Origin of the sequence: Actinomadura madurae (assembly GCF_047130825.1) — a bacterium.
Classification (GTDB): Bacteria; Actinomycetota; Actinomycetes; order Streptosporangiales; family Streptosporangiaceae; genus Spirillospora; species Spirillospora madurae.
This window is the reverse complement of the sequence record NZ_CP083237.1, coordinates 8,026,046-8,039,929: the sequence shown is the minus strand read 5'-3', so window position 1 is coordinate 8,039,929 and position 13,884 is coordinate 8,026,046. Positions and strand designations below refer to the sequence as shown.

Genomic DNA, 13,884 nt, shown 5'->3' with positions numbered 1-13,884 from the left:
CATCGCACAGTGTAATCGGAGCGGCGCTCGGGGTGATGTCCGGCCGAGCCGTCCGGTGGCTTCGGGAGGTTGGGATGAGGGCGCTGTCGGGGCGCGGGCCGGTGCTGGTGATCGCGATCGCGCTGGGCGGGCTGGCCGGGTCGGCCGCCACCGTGCTCGCCGCCGGGCTCGCCGGCGGGGACGACGTCCGCGCCCGGCCGGTGGCGCTGCGCCTCGGCATCGAGCGGGCCGCCGGCATCGCGTCGCGGACGGTGCCGGGCGGCCACATCGAGGGCCTGGAGCTGGGCTACAACGGCCGGACGCTGATCTGGGAGGCCGATGTCATCGCCACCGACGGCACCGCGCGGGAGCTGCACATCGACTCCCGCGACGGCCGCGTGGTGGCCGACCGCCTCGACCCGCCGGAGGAGGGCGAGGACGGCGACGACTGCGACGACGGCACCACCGGCCGTCCCGACCAGGCCGCCGCGCTGGGAGCCGCGAAGATCACCGCGGCCCGGGCGGCGCGGGCCGCCCTGGAGGAGGTGCCCGGCACCGTCGCCGCGGTCGACTTCGAGTACCGCCGGACCGCGCACGTCTGGGAGGTCGACGTCACCGACCGCGACGGGCGGGAGCACAAGCTGCGGGTGGACACCGCCACGGGCGAGGTCATCGCCGACGCCCCCGGCGAGGACGACGGCTGACCGGCCGGGCGCCGCGTCACGCGGCGGCCCCGCGTCACTCGGTGGTGCCGCGCCGCGCCACGAGGCCCGCCGAGAGGACCTTCACCCGCAGGCTGCCGCACGACGAGCAGGCCCGGTCGACCCACGGCGGCTGGACGGCCACCCCGCCGAGCCTCCACGCGACCGCGTCGCCGCAGTACCGCACCACGTACACGTCCTCCCACACGCGCATGCAGCCGAGGCAGTGGGAACGCCATTTCTCGGTCGCCGTCTGCACGCTGCGAACCCGCACGCGCAGCCCCTTCGAGGCCACGTGGAGCTGACGGACCTCGCACCGCGGGCGGCCGGGAAAACCTTCCACGGCACGACCGCCCACATTGGTGACATCCAGGCCAACGGTCATCGCTTCCTCCTCCATCCGGAGCACTGAGGGCTTCGACGACCATCACTCTGACGAACATTTCTGAGCCCAGCCTGAAGCACCCTGAAGCGACCTTCAGAACGGCCCACGCCGACAGATCGCACCGACAACGTGCAATTGTCACCAAGAGGGCGAATCGGGCTATTGACACCGCGTCCAGCCAGCTAGACCGCCCGTTGCCGGGATCGCATCATGTCGGCATGAAAGGCATTCTTGGCGACTTGTTTTGCCTTTCACAGCCCATTGCTCGGGCACTTCATGAAAAGGGGTGGTTCAGCTGGACGGGAGGAATTCGATGATCGAGCGGGAGGCGGCCGGCGTGACCGATTCGAGCCGCAGGCCGGCCCGCCCGGCCAATTCCCCCAGCCGGTCGAGGGTGCGCTCCCGGCCGCGGACGTAGCACAGCATGCGCAGGTCGCCCTCGGTGTGCTGCGCGCCTTCGCCGCCATCGGCGACGTGGTCGACGGCGAGCACCCGTCCGGCGGCCCCGGCCGCCTCGGCGCACCGTCGCAGGATGCGCAGGGCGTCCTCGTCGTCCCAGTCGTGCAGGACGCCCGAGAGCAGGTAGCCGCCCGCCCCGGCGGGAAGCGCGTCGAAGAAGCTGCCCGCCTGCGCGCCCGCCCGGTCGTCCAGGCCCGCCGAGGCGATGGCCTGCCGGGCGCGGTCCACCGGTCCGGCCAGGTCGATCACCGTCCCGCGCAATCCCTCGTGGGCGCGCAGGAGGGCGATCAGCAGGCTGCCGTTGCCGCCGCCCACGTCGACGACATGACCGAGCTCGCCCCACGGGTAGGCGGCGGCCACCGCGGGCGCCTCCGCGACCAGCCGGGACCCCATCAGGGCGTCGAACGACGCCGAGCGCGCGTCGTCGGCCGCCAGGTCGTCCCAGTACGGACGACCGAACTGGCGTGGGAACGCGGGCTCGCCGGTGCGGACGGTGTGCAGCAACTGGACGAAGCACAGGTCGGCCCGTCCGATGGCGCCGTCGAGGTCGAGCCACGGCCGCAGCCCGCCGGGGTGATCGTCCCGGAGCTGCTCGCCCAGGGCCGTCAGGCCGTAGGCGCCGTCCCCGGCTCGCGAGAGCACCCCCGACGTCACGAGGTGGTCCATCACCCGGCCCAGGGCGTCCCGGTCGGCGTCCACCACCGCGGCCAGGTCACCGGGCGTCGTGCGGCCGGCGGCGATGTGGTCGGCCAGCCGCAGGGTCGCCGCCACCCGGACGGCCATCGGTGTCAGCAGGTCGGCGGCCTTCCACAGATCCCCGCCCCACCCGGTCCCCTCCTCGGCCATGGCGCCTCCTCGCGGAACGTCCGTCCCAGAACGCTAACCCCGCCCTACGACACCGCTACGCCTGGATCACGCGCACCCCGGCCTCGGTGAAGGCGGCCACCTCCGCCTCCGGCACCGTCCCGTCCGTCACCAGGACGTCGATCCGGTCGGTGTCGCAGATGCGGGCGAACGCGCGGTGCCCGACCTTCGAGCCGTCCGCCACCACGACCACCTGGTCGGCGCGCTCGGCCATCAGCCGGTTCACGTCGGCCTCGCCCTCGTTGTGGCAGGTCGCGCCGTGCCGCGCGGTCACCCCGTTCACCCCGATGACCGCCATGTCCAGCGTCACGTGGTCGAAGATCCCGGTGGCGAGCGGCCCGGTCAGCTCGTAGGACTGCGGGCGCGGCACCCCACCGGTCAGCACGATCTTCACATGCGGCCGGACGGCCAGCTCGTTGCCGATGTTCAGGGCGTTCGTCACGATCGTGACCCCCGGCGTCGTCCCCTCGGCGTGCAGGTCGGCGCGGGTGGCGAGGACCCGGGCGACCTCCGACGTCGTCGTCCCGCCGTTCAGCCCGATGATCGAGCCGGGCTTGGCCAGCTCCGCCGTCGCCGCCGCGATCCGCTGCTTCTCGGACGCGTGCCGCGCCGCCTTGTAGCGCAGCGGCAGGTCGTAGCTGACGCTCTGCGCGACGGCGCCGCCGCGGGTGCGGGTCAGCATCTGCTGCTGCGCGAGCTGGTCGAAGTCGCGGCGGATCGTCGCGGCCGACACCCCCATGCGCCGGGACGCCTCCTCGACGGTCAGCTGCCCGGCGTCCGCGAGCATTTCGAGCAGCGCGTTCCAGCGCTCGTGCCGGGCCACACGGCCCCCTTTCGTGCGGGTGGACGGGCTGGGCGATCTCCGTCCCGCGGATTCTAGCCCTGCGCGCCCCTGGTCTTACCTGCGCGTTCTCGCCATGGAACAATCAGCATCGATCATATGCGCGCAGCGAGAGGATCCCATGCCCGTCGCCTCCCTGGCCAACGCCCGGGTCGTCCTGCCGGACGGCGTCCGGCACGGCGCCCTCCACATCGCCGGCGGGACGATCGCGGCCGCGCCCGGACCGGGCGACGTGCTCGACCTCGGCGGCCGGTACGTCGTCCCCGGCTTCGTGGACATGCACGTCCATGGCGGTGCGGGCGCGTCCTACCAGAACCCCGCCGAGGCCCGCCGGGCCGCCGAGTTCCACCTCGCGCACGGGACGACCACCACCATCGCGAGCCTGGTCACCGGAACCCCAGACGAGCTGGCCTCCGCCGTCGCCGGGCTCGCCGACCTCGCCGCCGACGGCGTCATCGCGGGCGTCCACCTCGAAGGCCCCTACCTGTCCCGCGACCGCTGCGGCGCCCACGACCCGGCGCTGCTGCGCCCCCCGGACCCCGCCGAGTTCGGCCGGCTCGTCCGGGTCGGCCGCGGGCACGTCCGCATGATCACCCTCGCGCCCGAGCTGCCCGGCGCGCTCGACCTCGTCCGGGCCGCCGCGGACGCCGGCGTGATCGCCGCCGTCGGCCACACCGACGGCCCCGGCGCGACGGCGCGGGCCGCGTTCGACGCCGGCGCCCGCGTCGCGACGCACCTGTTCAACGCGATGCGCCCGCTGCACCACCGCGAGGGAGGGCCCGTCGCCGCCGCGCTCACCGACCCCCGGGTCACCGTCGAGCTGATCAACGACGGCGTCCATGTGGAACCCGCCGTCGCCCGCCTCGCGTTCGCCGCCACGCCCCGCGTCGCGCTGATCACCGACGCGATGGCCGCCGCCGGGATGGGCGACGGCGACTACCGCCTCGGCGTCATGGACGTCGAGGTCCGCGGCGGCCGCGCCACCCTCGCCGGCGGGACGTCCATCGCCGGCAGCACCATCACCATGGCCGACGCGTTCCGCCAGGCCGTGACCGAGGCCGGCCTGCCGATCGAGCGCGCCGCCGAAGCGGCGTCCCTCACCCCGGCACGCGCGCTCGGCCTCGACTCCCGGATCGGCTCCCTGGACCCCGGCAAGGACGCTGACCTGGTCGTTCTCGACGACGACCTGAGCGTTTCCTGGGTGATGAGAAAGGGCCGCCGCATCTGAGGACGTCCCACGTGCCCGAATTCTCGGTGGCAATCAATGGCGTCCACACGTCCGACCAGGGAATCATGGAACCGTGGAACGTTTGCGGGGATGGCCGGTCACCCTGACCGAAGGCCCTGTCGGGCTGCGCCCGCTGCGGCATCGCGACGCCGCCGTCTGGCGCGAGCTGCGGGTCCGCAACGCCGACTGGCTCCGCCCCTGGGAGCCGACGAACCCCGAGACCCCGCTGTTCCGCAGCGGCCTCGGCCCGTACCTCAGCATGGTGCACACGATGCGCCGCGAGGCCCGCCAGGGCCTCGCGCTGCCGTGGGTCGTCACCCACGAGGACGACTTCGCCGGCCAGCTCACCATCGGCGCGATCGTCTGGGGCTCGGCCCGTTCCGCCCAGATCGGCTACTGGGTCGACAAGCGCGTCGCCGGACGCGGCGTCATTCCCACCGCGGTCGCCCTCGCCGTCGACCACTGTTTCTTCACCGTCGGCCTGCACCGGCTGGAGGCGAATATCCGCCCGGAGAACACCGCGTCCCGCCGCGTCGTCGAAAAGCTCGGATTCCGGGAAGAGGGAATTCGGCGCCGCCATCTGCACATCGACGGCGCCTGGCGCGACCACATCTGCTATGCCCTCACCGTCGAGGACGTCCCCGGCGGCCTGCGCGCCCGCTGGCTCGCCGACCGTAAACAGGCATTTCCCCGGCACACCTGAGCCGGACGTGACTTTCCGGCCGTAAGAATCCTCCGTTCGAGAAGGCCCGGCAAACGGAGAGTAACGGCGAGATCGATCTCGCGACACACCGCCCCTTATGCTCGTCAACCTCTGACACCCCCTCGTACCGTGCGGGGCGTGACCCTGCTCCCATTGCACGTTCGCGCGCCGAAAGTCGGCCCGCCTCCTGAGCGTGCCCTGGGGCGGTGGGGCCGATGAGCAGCGCCGTCCTCTATCTCGCGATCGTCGCCGTCTGGGCCGTCGTCCTCGTACCCATGTGGCTGCGCCGCGACACCGAGGCGACCGGAATCTCCCGTCTCCTCCACAAGCGTCCCGACGAGTCCGTCGCCGAGGACGACGAGGAAGAGGAGGCCCCGGAGCCCCGCCGCCCGGTGAGCCGCGCCACCGTGATCGCCCGGCGCCGCCGCCGCACCACGGGCCTCACGGCCCTGGTCCTCACCGCCGTCGCCGTCGCCGCGTCCGGCGTCGCGCCCTGGTGGATCACCGCGCCCCCGGCCCTGCTGCTGGCGGGCCACCTCGCCCTGCTCCGCGTGGCCGTCGGCATGGACACCGCCCGCCGCCAGGCCGCCGCCGCACGGGCCCGCGCCGCGGCCCGCGCCCGTGCCGACCAGGCCCGCCGCGCCGCCGAGGCCACCGAAGCCGCCGAGGTCATCGAGCTCCCCGCCCCCGACGAGGTCTTCGACCAGTACGCCGACGACCGCCGCGCCGTCGGCGAATAACGGATGCGCGAGCACCCCACGATGTTTGCTAACCTTACGGAGTCCTCGGGGCTGTAGCGCAGTCCGGTAGCGCACCTCGTTCGCATCGAGGGGGTCAGGGGTTCAAATCCCCTCAGCTCCACCGAGACATCCCAGGCAAGAGGCCGGTTCAGGAGAAATCCCAACCGGCCTCTAATCATTTGCCACCACATCGCCACCAAGCCCACCCGACACCAGATGGCACGCGCGACCACCCAAACGTCACACCCCGGCCGCACCGCCGCGGTCACGGCTTCGTGACGTAGCCCTCACCTCGGACACGAGGTCGTTACCGGAGACGCACCTGCGTCCGCCTCCCATTCGACGCGAGACCGTCCACGTCCCTGCGTAGTGCAGGCGTACCGTGGCCGGTCTGCCGGTCTGCCTGGCGATCGGCCGGTTGCGTAGGTACGCCGCCCCGCCCGGCGCAGCTGGCGGTACTCTCGGCGGCCTTCCCGGAACAGGTGGCCGGGGTGCTGGAGCGTTATAAGCGGCGAACTGCCCGGCCGCCTGTGCGGGTCGGGGCGGTGGCGCGAGAGTGGCGAGTCGGGCTGGTTCCCGTGTGCTCTCGACTCTGGGTGTGCCGGCGTCGCGGCACACTGCGATACGGCCCCTATTCCAACGGTGGCGATCCCGCGGGTGCTGGGCGCAGACGAAGTCTCTCTGCGGCGCTCCCGCTCCTACGCAACAGCGTCGATCGACGCCGAGGCCCGCTGGCGAGTCGATGTCCTGCCCGACCGCGGGTCCGATGCCTTCACCGTGTGGCTGCGCGAGGCCCCGGGCATCGGGATCGTCTGCCGGAATCGCGCGGTCGGGCCGATCCGCGACGAATGGCCGGTTGACCAGGCCCGGCGGCCGCGGTGCCGTCTCATCTGGCACCGTAGTGCGGCGCCTGGCTCCACGGCGCGCGCGTTTCAAACCTGCTGGCGCATCAGCCGTCCCATCGTGCACCGCGTCACTTGCCGGCCCTGCCGACGTACCTGCTGGTGCACCCGGCGAGCACCGGAGACGCCGTAGTTGGCTTGGTGGACGAACTGGATCCGCTCGGTCAACACGGCATCTCGGCGGGTTCCGGGTCGAGGCGGTCGGCATTCGTGGCCGTAGTAGGTGCCCGGGCATAGGCCCAAGACCCGACAGACCGGAACTGGCCCCGAATTGTGTCCATTTAGGGTGGGGCGTGACCTGTGGGGTTGAGCTGGCTTGATCTTCGCTGAATGGATTGTGCCCGCGGGTGGCGCGAGCGAAGGATGGTCGGGTGCGGGGCGGGCGGTCATGCCTGCTGCGGCCTGCGGGGTGGCTCGCTGTCGAGGTCGGCTGCCAGGGTCGGCGGTGATGCGATGCGGCGTGGCCAGGTCCAGGCGGAGCGCAGGATGAAGGCCAGGAGCAGCACCTCGAGTCCGATGGACAGGCCGTAGAAGTAGGAGTAGGTCCAGGTCTCCCCTGCCGCGTTGAACATCGAGACGGGGATGTAGAGCGTTGCGACGACGAGGTTGATGGTGCGGTTGACACCGGCGGGCAGTGTCGCGGAGAGCAGGATCATGAGGATCGGGATGGCCATGAGCGTGAGCGCGATGGCGACGAAGGTCGGGCCGGTGTCGAACTCGTGGACGCTGCCGGCCAGGAGGTCGTCGAGGAAGCCGGGCTTGTACAGGGCGAGGTAGTCGACGTAGATGTAGAGGAACATGAAGCTGGTCCATGCCGCTGCGAGCTTGGCCTGCACGGGCATGCGCAGATCTTCCAGCGTGCTCGGGGACGGCGGATTCTCTGGTGCGGTGTGGGATTGAGGCGTTCTCATCACAATGCTCCCTGGCTTGATCGGGTGGGTGCTTTCACCTTCACGGACGCCGGCGGCGGGCACATCAGCCGCGGAGCCTTATTCGACCTGGCCGTTGGCACAGCCGGGCTCTTGTACTTTCGGCGAATACACCGAGCACGCGGGCTGCCTAGGCTGATCAGATGGCCACCAACGCACTCCGCTCGCTGTGGGCCGAACCTCGACCCATGAATGCCCCGGAGCTGGGGCCGCGGGACTGGGCCTTGGTCGCAGTACTGATCTGCTGGTCGGTGGTGGAAGCGGTGCTTCGCCAGGACCTGGCGCCACGCCCGCTGCTGCTACTCGCGGTGCTCGCGGTCCTCGGCCCCCTGCTGTGGCGACGCACGCACCCGCTCGTCGCGGTTGCGGTCTCCTTCGGGACGTTGACGATCGTCGACATCGTCAGAATCCTCACCGGGTCGCAAGGCGCCCTGCTGAACAGCAGCATCGCGGTGCTGATCCTGGCCTACGCCTTGTTCCGGTGGGGCTCTGGTCGGGAAGCCGCAAGCGGCCTCGGCGTCATCGTGCTCTGGCTGGCTGTCATCACCACCCTCGGCGCCGACCCCACCAGCCTGGCGGAGGTGGTCGCGGGATACGCGTTCTTCCTGTCCGCCGCCGCGCTCGGCACCGCGATCCGCTATCGCACGAAGATCCGCATCCGCGACATCGACCACGCCAAGGCCCGCGAACGCGAACAGCTCGCTCGTGAACTCCACGACACCGTCGCCCACCACGTCTCGGGTATCGCCATCCAGGCCCAAGCAGGACGTGCCGTCGCGGCCTCCCACCCCGAGCGTGCCATCGAGGCCCTGGCCGTCATCGAGGACGCAGCGACCCGCACCCTCACCGAGCTGCGCGCCATCGTCGGCGTGCTCCGCGCCACACAGGACACCGAGTTCGCGCCGCAGCCCGGCGTGGCCGAGGTCGAGCAGCTCGCCACCGATGGCCGGACGCGTCCCTGCGTCAGGGTGACGCTATTCGGCGAGTTCGACGACCTCAGCCCGGCGGTCGGGGCCGCGATCTACCGCCTGGCCCAGGAGTCCATCACCAACGCTCGACGGCACGCCCGTCACGCGACCCAGGTCACCGTCGCCGTCACAGGCGACGCCGACCAGGTACGGCTGACCATCGACGACGACGGCTCCGCCGCCGGCGGCCGCGCCCCAGCAGGCTACGGCCTGGTGGGCATGCGGGAACGCGCCTCACTGCTCGGCGGCACCTTCCACGCAGGCCCCACCGCCGAGCGGGGCTGGCGGGTAGAGGCGGTCCTGCCTCGAACCGGGACACCACGATGAGCATCAGGGTCCTCATCGCCGACGACCAGCCCATCGTGCGCACCGGGCTGACCATGCTGCTCGACGCCCAACCCGACATCGAAGTGGTCGGCGCGGCCGCCGACGGACGCGAGGCAGTCCGCCTGGCGCTCCAGCTGCGCCCCGACGTCGGCCTGTTCGACATCCGAATGCCGCTGATGGACGGCATCGAAGCCACCCGACGCCTCGCCGGCCCCGACGTCACCGATCCCCTGCCGATCGTGGTCATCACCACCTTCGACCTCGACGATTATGTCCACGGGGCGCTCAAAGCCGGCGCCCGCGGGTTCCTACTCAAGGACGCCGGACCCGCCCTGCTGACCCAGGCCATCCACGCCGCCGCCGACGGAGACGCACTGATCGCACCCAGCGTGACCGTCCGACTGCTCGCAGCGTTCGCCCACGCACAGACCCCACCACCGAGGCAGCCGATAGAACCGCTCACCGCCCGCGAGGAGGAAGTCCTCGTGCCTGTAGCCCAAGGCCGCACCAACAATGAGATCGCCAGCGAGCTCCATATCACCCCAAGCACCGTCAAAGCCCACCTCGCCAGCCTCATGCGAAAGCTCGGCGCCCGAAACCGCGTCGAGGTCGCCATGTGGGCCCACGAGACCGGCCGCATCTGACGCCGCAAAGGCACCCGCCGCCGTTTCGCCGCAACCCCCCACAGCGTCACAAAGCGGCTCGCGCGCATATCGATCAGCGCACTCCCCCGGTTCGTTGCTATTGCCACCGAACACCTCGACGCGCGTACCTGGTGGACGGGTGGTTGGAGGTCGGTGCGCTGCTCACCGATCTCGAGCTGCAGAAGTCCAGCACCATCGACCCTACGATCTGGGTGTGCCGGAGGCTGCTCGGCAATCCCCCGGTCGAGGAACGGACCTCGTTGGCCCTCGCATTCACATCCGTGATCTGGCTCGACCGCTCGGGGTTGATCATTGCTTGCCCTGTCAGCGTGGCGTGAGGCTTTATGAGGGAACGCTGTGGTGGGACGCTTGGAGCCGCGGCAGGAGGCCGCGTTGGGCGGTGACCCGGACGCGACGCGCGACTACGCGGCGGTGCTTGAGGGTGAGCGGCGGTCCGCCGAGGCTGAATGGTGGTACCGGGAGGCCGCCAGCCGAGAAGCGCGGCCGCGCTCTGAGGGTTACGGACCCGTCTGGCCGCCCTCGTTCATCCACGGCATCCCAGGCGCCTGGACGTCCCAAAACCATGCTGCGATCCGGGCGCTGGTGCTCGGACTGTTCGGACCGATCACTTGCGGCGTCACCTCCATCCCGGCGATCCTTCTCGGGCACGTGGCGTGGGCGCGGGTGCGCCGCTCCGGCCAGCCCGGCATCGGGTTGGCGATCGCCGGAGCCGCGCTCGGCTGGATGATGGTCGTGGTCTGGGGACTGGTCATCCCTCAACTGGTTTGAGCCTCGTCAGACCGCCGCAATGCCTACGCGGAGAACGACAAGACGTCCAGGAATGCGGTACGGCTGAACAAGCGGTTTCCTAATCGCGCCAACCGGCATCGTCTCCAGCGGGTTCTTCGGGATGCTACCGGCACGCTCGACCGCGACAGGGCCGAGGAGGCCGAGGAGCGGCTGGCGCGTCGGCGGCCGAAGACGTGGCGGAAGGAACCTGGTGTACCGCTGGGGGACTGGGTCGAAAGCAGGCTGCAGCGGCGCAGCCGGCGGGCGAAGCTGCGCACTCTTACCAAGGCGCGTGTCGCCACCAAGGGGACCGTCAAGCGGCATTGGTGGCCACCTGTTTCGGTGGGAGCGATCCTCGAAGGCGTGAGTTGCGGCGTTTGCCTTGCTGAGGCGGTGGGGCGCGGCGGGCGGGAACGGAATGGTCATCCCGCCCGCCGCGTCTTGGTTGTGCGGTGTCAGGGGGTTGGGGTGGCGGTTAGGAGTTGGAACTGCTTGAAGGTTAGTTTTACCTTGTTGTTCCGGGCGTCTGCTGTGCCTAGGGACTTGCCGGTGAAGGGGTCGGTTAGGTGGTAGCGGGCGTTTCCCAGGCCTCGTAGTTCTATTGTGCCGTTCCATTGGGGGGCGTAGAAGGCGTAGTGGAGGGTCCTGCCCTTGGCGATTACGTGTGCTTCGGGCTTGTCGAAGCCTATGTCGTATAGTTCGCCCCTGTAGACGCCGGTGGGGAGCATGTTGTTCTTGTAGAGGGCGATCCATTTGCGCCAGAGGGCTTCCCGTTCGGGGGTTAGCGCGTTTGGATCGTCCGGGGTGTCCTGCGGGTAGGTGAACTTGGTCGAGAGGACCGCTCCTACGCCGTAGCTGGAGGCGAAGTCGTCGCCTCCGTCGGAGAGTTCGACGTGGTCGCCGGCGTAGCTGCTGCCCGGCCCCATCAGGGCCTTCATCGTCTTGCCCTTGGTCCGGACCTGGTAGGACGACTCCGGGTCCGACGCCGGGTACTGGTCGACGTACGGCAGGTTGTGGAAGGCGAAGGCCGTGCCGCAGGGGCACAGTTCGATGAGGGCGTTCGGGTTCGCCTGATGTGCGGCTTCGTAGATCGCCTTCCAGAAGCGGGCCACGCCTTCGGTCGATTCTTCGGGCCGGGCGTGCCGGTGGGCCGGGTTGTAGCAGGGGGTGACGCCGTTGAGGTGCTGGCCGTCGATTTTGAGGCCTTCGTAGCCCCAGTCGCCGATGAATTTCTTGGCTTGGCGGACGAAGTAGTCGACGGTCGGCTGGTAGGCGGGGCACAGCGTGTAGGCGTCCCACCAGGTCACTTCTTGCTTGTTGCCGTCGCGGTCCAGCAGGAGCATGTCGGGGTGTTCGGTGAACAGATTGCTTCCGGGGTCCGCCGCCAGTGGGGCCCACCAGAGGCGGGGGCGCAGGCCCGCGTCCCGGATCTGCTTGGTGAAGGCTCGCATGTCCGGTTCGCCTTGCGGGAACTTTTGGGGGTTGAGGTCCCAGTCGCCTTCGTTGGTCTGCCAGCCGTCGTCGAGGACGGCCCAGTGGAGGCCGACCTCGCGCACTTTGGGGAGTGTCCCGATGACTTGGTCGACGGTGAAGTCGCGCTCGTAGCCCCAAGCGCACCAGATGGGCTCGAAGGCCGAGTCGGGGGCGTCGGGGGCGCGCAGGGAAATGTCGCCCATGTAGTCGCGGTAGCGTTGGAGGGGCACGAAGTGGTCACCCGGGGCTGCCGTCAGGAATGTGGTTTCCGTGGTCAGGTGCCGGCCCGGTTTCAGGGTGCGGTCGGTTTCGGCTTTGATGGCGATGCTCGCTCCGCGGGTTGTTCTGCGGACGGGCATGCTCAGGATTCTCGCTACGGGTTCGACGTGGCCGACGGAGAGGCCCGCGCCGCGGCGCCAGACGGTTGCGAGGGGTGTTCCGCCGCCGTAGTCGGATGAGTCCATTCCCAGGGAGTTCTCCTGGAAGAAGTCGTCCTTCATTGGTTGCACCCAGTCGCGGCGGTCCTCGTGGGTGGTGCCGGAGAAGGTGTAGAAGCCGCCGGGTTTCTTGATGAGTTCGTGGGCTCCGTTGCGCCATCCGGTGACCTTCAGCGCGGTACGCGACCGGTTGGTGTAGGTCACCTTCATCAGGATCATTCCGGGCAGGCGCTTGAAGGAGGTCAGCTCGACCGTCTTCCGCACGCCATTGTCGGCGTCGCCGTGGATGGTCACGTGGACGCCCGCGCCGTGCCGGGGGTGCCGGGTCTTGCGGGTCCGGTGTCCGCGGTAGGTGAACGCCTCGATGGCCCCGCCTTGCAGGAGGAGGGCTTCACCGGCGTCGAAGCGCGTGATGCCGACGTCTTTCAGGGCCACCCGGCTGCGCAGCTCGTCGTCGAACTCCAGGGTGATGGTGGTGTCGCCTACCCCGACGACGTCGGCGGCGCTCGCGGGGGTGGCGGTCATGACCCCGGCGGGGAGGGCGGTCGCTCCGGCGCCTCCGAGGGCGATCTTCAGTACGGTGCGCCGCTTCATGTCAGGCTCCCCTCGGGCTCGGCCGCCGGCGCGGCCGCGCCCTTCTGCTCGTCGGTGTAGATCATCAGGGTCGAGCCGCCGATCGCGAGGACGATGCCGATGACGGCGTAGACCGATGGGACCGTCTGGTAGATCGCCAGGGACAGGATGACGGTGAGCACCGGGGACAGGGCGTTCGTCGAGGGCGCCACGATCGTCGCCTTCCCGCGGCTCAGCGCCATGACGAGGAACAGCGCACCGATCGCGTTGAGTATCTGTGTCGCGGCGGTGAGGGTGGGGGCCTTCCAGGTGAAGTCGCCGGGGAGCCCGCCCATCATGACGATCGCGACGGGGATCAGCAGCAGTCCGCTGATGGTCATGTAGGCGAAGGTCGTTCCGTCGTTGACGCCGACCGTGGCGGCCTTCTTCATGTAGAAGGCCTGGACGCCCCAGGCGACGAAGATGCCGATCGCGTAGATCAGCCAGGGGCCCGTGGAGGCGTCGCCGTCGCCGTCCGAGATGTTGAACAGCAGGAGGGCCGCAAGGGCGGCGACGAGCCCGATCGCCGAGAGCGTGGTGAGCCGTTCCCGGAGGAACGCGATGGCCATCAGCGCGGTGATGGCCGGGGACAGCGCGATGATCGGGAAGATCAGGTAGGCGGGGCCGACGGTGAGCGCGTGGAAGAGCAGCAGCTGGCCGCCGGCGCCGGTCAGCCCGATGACCAGGCCGTAGCCGGCCGCGACGGGCCGGCGGTCGAAGGTGACGCCGCGCAGCCCGAAGTAGGTCGGGATGAGCATCGTCAGCGCCCAGACGATGTAGATCATCTCGTCCGGGTAGTCGTACCACTTCGTCGGCAGGTTGGAGAGAGCGCCCCACGTGCCCCAGAAGGCCACGAGCAGCGCGGCGTAGATGACCCAGCTTCTGTCGTTCTTCATCGTCTTC

The 13,884-nt window shown here is 70.2% G+C and carries 15 protein-coding genes and 1 tRNA gene; 9 read left to right on the top strand and 7 right to left on the bottom strand.

Annotated features, from left to right (window positions below; all coding sequences use genetic code 11):
* The first annotated feature begins 74 nt into the window (after positions 1-74).
* On the top strand, positions 75-683 hold the full coding sequence (locus K8Z49_RS37290; protein WP_021598079.1) for a PepSY domain-containing protein: 609 nt from the start codon (positions 75-77) through the stop codon (positions 681-683).
* 34 nt (positions 684-717) lie between these two features.
* On the opposite strand, the gene K8Z49_RS37285 is transcribed toward K8Z49_RS37290, so the two are convergent.
* The 3 genes from K8Z49_RS37285 to K8Z49_RS37275 form a co-directional block, all read right to left on the bottom strand.
* Positions 718-954 carry a hypothetical protein gene (locus K8Z49_RS37285; protein ID WP_075023662.1) on the bottom strand — a complete coding sequence of 79 codons (237 nt, stop codon included), beginning with the start codon at positions 952-954 and terminating at the stop codon, positions 718-720.
* A gap of 402 nt (positions 955-1,356) precedes the next feature.
* Positions 1,357-2,370 carry a methyltransferase gene (locus tag K8Z49_RS37280; protein ID WP_412516364.1) on the bottom strand — a complete coding sequence of 338 codons (1,014 nt, stop codon included), beginning with the start codon at positions 2,368-2,370 and terminating at the stop codon, positions 1,357-1,359.
* Positions 2,371-2,425: 55 nt separating this feature from the next.
* Positions 2,426-3,211: a DeoR/GlpR family DNA-binding transcription regulator gene (locus tag K8Z49_RS37275; protein WP_021598076.1), complete on the bottom strand. Its 786-nt coding sequence runs from the start codon at positions 3,209-3,211 to the stop codon at positions 2,426-2,428.
* Between the two features lie 139 nt (positions 3,212-3,350).
* On the opposite strand from K8Z49_RS37275, the gene nagA reads away from it, so the two are divergent.
* The 4 genes from nagA to K8Z49_RS37255 all read left to right on the top strand — a co-directional run bounded on the left by nagA (position 3,351) and on the right by K8Z49_RS37255 (position 6,021).
* Positions 3,351-4,457 carry an N-acetylglucosamine-6-phosphate deacetylase gene (gene nagA, locus K8Z49_RS37270; RefSeq protein ID WP_412516363.1) on the top strand — a complete coding sequence of 369 codons (1,107 nt, stop codon included), beginning with the start codon at positions 3,351-3,353 and terminating at the stop codon, positions 4,455-4,457.
* A 73-nt stretch (positions 4,458-4,530) separates the two neighbouring features.
* Complete coding sequence (locus K8Z49_RS37265; protein ID WP_024934991.1) at positions 4,531-5,160, top strand: GNAT family N-acetyltransferase; 630 nt, start codon at positions 4,531-4,533, stop codon at positions 5,158-5,160.
* A gap of 215 nt (positions 5,161-5,375) precedes the next feature.
* Positions 5,376-5,900: a hypothetical protein gene (locus K8Z49_RS37260; RefSeq protein ID WP_024934990.1), complete on the top strand. Its 525-nt coding sequence runs from the start codon at positions 5,376-5,378 to the stop codon at positions 5,898-5,900.
* Positions 5,901-5,947: 47 nt separating this feature from the next.
* Positions 5,948-6,021 (top strand) — tRNA-Ala (locus K8Z49_RS37255).
* Positions 6,022-6,832: 811 nt separating this feature from the next.
* Here K8Z49_RS37255 and K8Z49_RS37250 read toward each other — a convergent pair.
* Together K8Z49_RS37250 and K8Z49_RS37245 are read right to left on the bottom strand one after the other, a co-directional pair.
* Positions 6,833-7,192 carry an IS3 family transposase gene (locus K8Z49_RS37250; RefSeq protein WP_143118728.1) on the bottom strand — a complete coding sequence of 120 codons (360 nt, stop codon included), beginning with the start codon at positions 7,190-7,192 and terminating at the stop codon, positions 6,833-6,835.
* Positions 7,189-7,644 (bottom strand): DUF6326 family protein, encoded by a 456-nt coding sequence (locus K8Z49_RS37245; protein ID WP_412516362.1) that lies wholly within the window; start codon positions 7,642-7,644, stop codon positions 7,189-7,191. The genes K8Z49_RS37250 and K8Z49_RS37245 overlap by 4 nt, the downstream gene beginning before the upstream one ends.
* A gap of 230 nt (positions 7,645-7,874) precedes the next feature.
* On the opposite strand from K8Z49_RS37245, the gene K8Z49_RS37240 reads away from it, so the two are divergent.
* The 4 genes from K8Z49_RS37240 to K8Z49_RS37225 all read left to right on the top strand — a co-directional run bounded on the left by K8Z49_RS37240 (position 7,875) and on the right by K8Z49_RS37225 (position 10,459).
* A complete protein-coding gene (locus K8Z49_RS37240; RefSeq protein ID WP_412516361.1) occupies positions 7,875-9,026 on the top strand; it encodes a sensor histidine kinase in 1,152 nt (383 codons plus the stop codon).
* Positions 9,023-9,670, top strand: coding sequence for a response regulator (locus tag K8Z49_RS37235; protein ID WP_075023611.1), 648 nt, complete (start codon positions 9,023-9,025; stop codon positions 9,668-9,670). Before K8Z49_RS37240 ends, K8Z49_RS37235 begins: the two co-directional genes overlap by 4 nt.
* A gap of 143 nt (positions 9,671-9,813) precedes the next feature.
* Positions 9,814-10,008, top strand: coding sequence for a hypothetical protein (locus tag K8Z49_RS37230; protein ID WP_412516360.1), 195 nt, complete (start codon positions 9,814-9,816; stop codon positions 10,006-10,008).
* A gap of 31 nt (positions 10,009-10,039) precedes the next feature.
* Positions 10,040-10,459 carry a DUF4190 domain-containing protein gene (locus K8Z49_RS37225; protein WP_412516359.1) on the top strand — a complete coding sequence of 140 codons (420 nt, stop codon included), beginning with the start codon at positions 10,040-10,042 and terminating at the stop codon, positions 10,457-10,459.
* A 455-nt stretch (positions 10,460-10,914) separates the two neighbouring features.
* Here the strand turns inward: K8Z49_RS37225 and K8Z49_RS37220 are convergent, their stop codons facing one another.
* Together K8Z49_RS37220 and K8Z49_RS37215 are read right to left on the bottom strand one after the other, a co-directional pair.
* Complete coding sequence (locus tag K8Z49_RS37220) at positions 10,915-12,963, bottom strand: glycoside hydrolase family 36 protein (protein ID WP_412516358.1); 2,049 nt, start codon at positions 12,961-12,963, stop codon at positions 10,915-10,917.
* Positions 12,960-13,877 (bottom strand): EamA family transporter, encoded by a 918-nt coding sequence (locus K8Z49_RS37215; protein ID WP_075023607.1) that lies wholly within the window; start codon positions 13,875-13,877, stop codon positions 12,960-12,962. The genes K8Z49_RS37220 and K8Z49_RS37215 overlap by 4 nt, the downstream gene beginning before the upstream one ends.
* Positions 13,878-13,884: the final 7 nt, after the last annotated feature.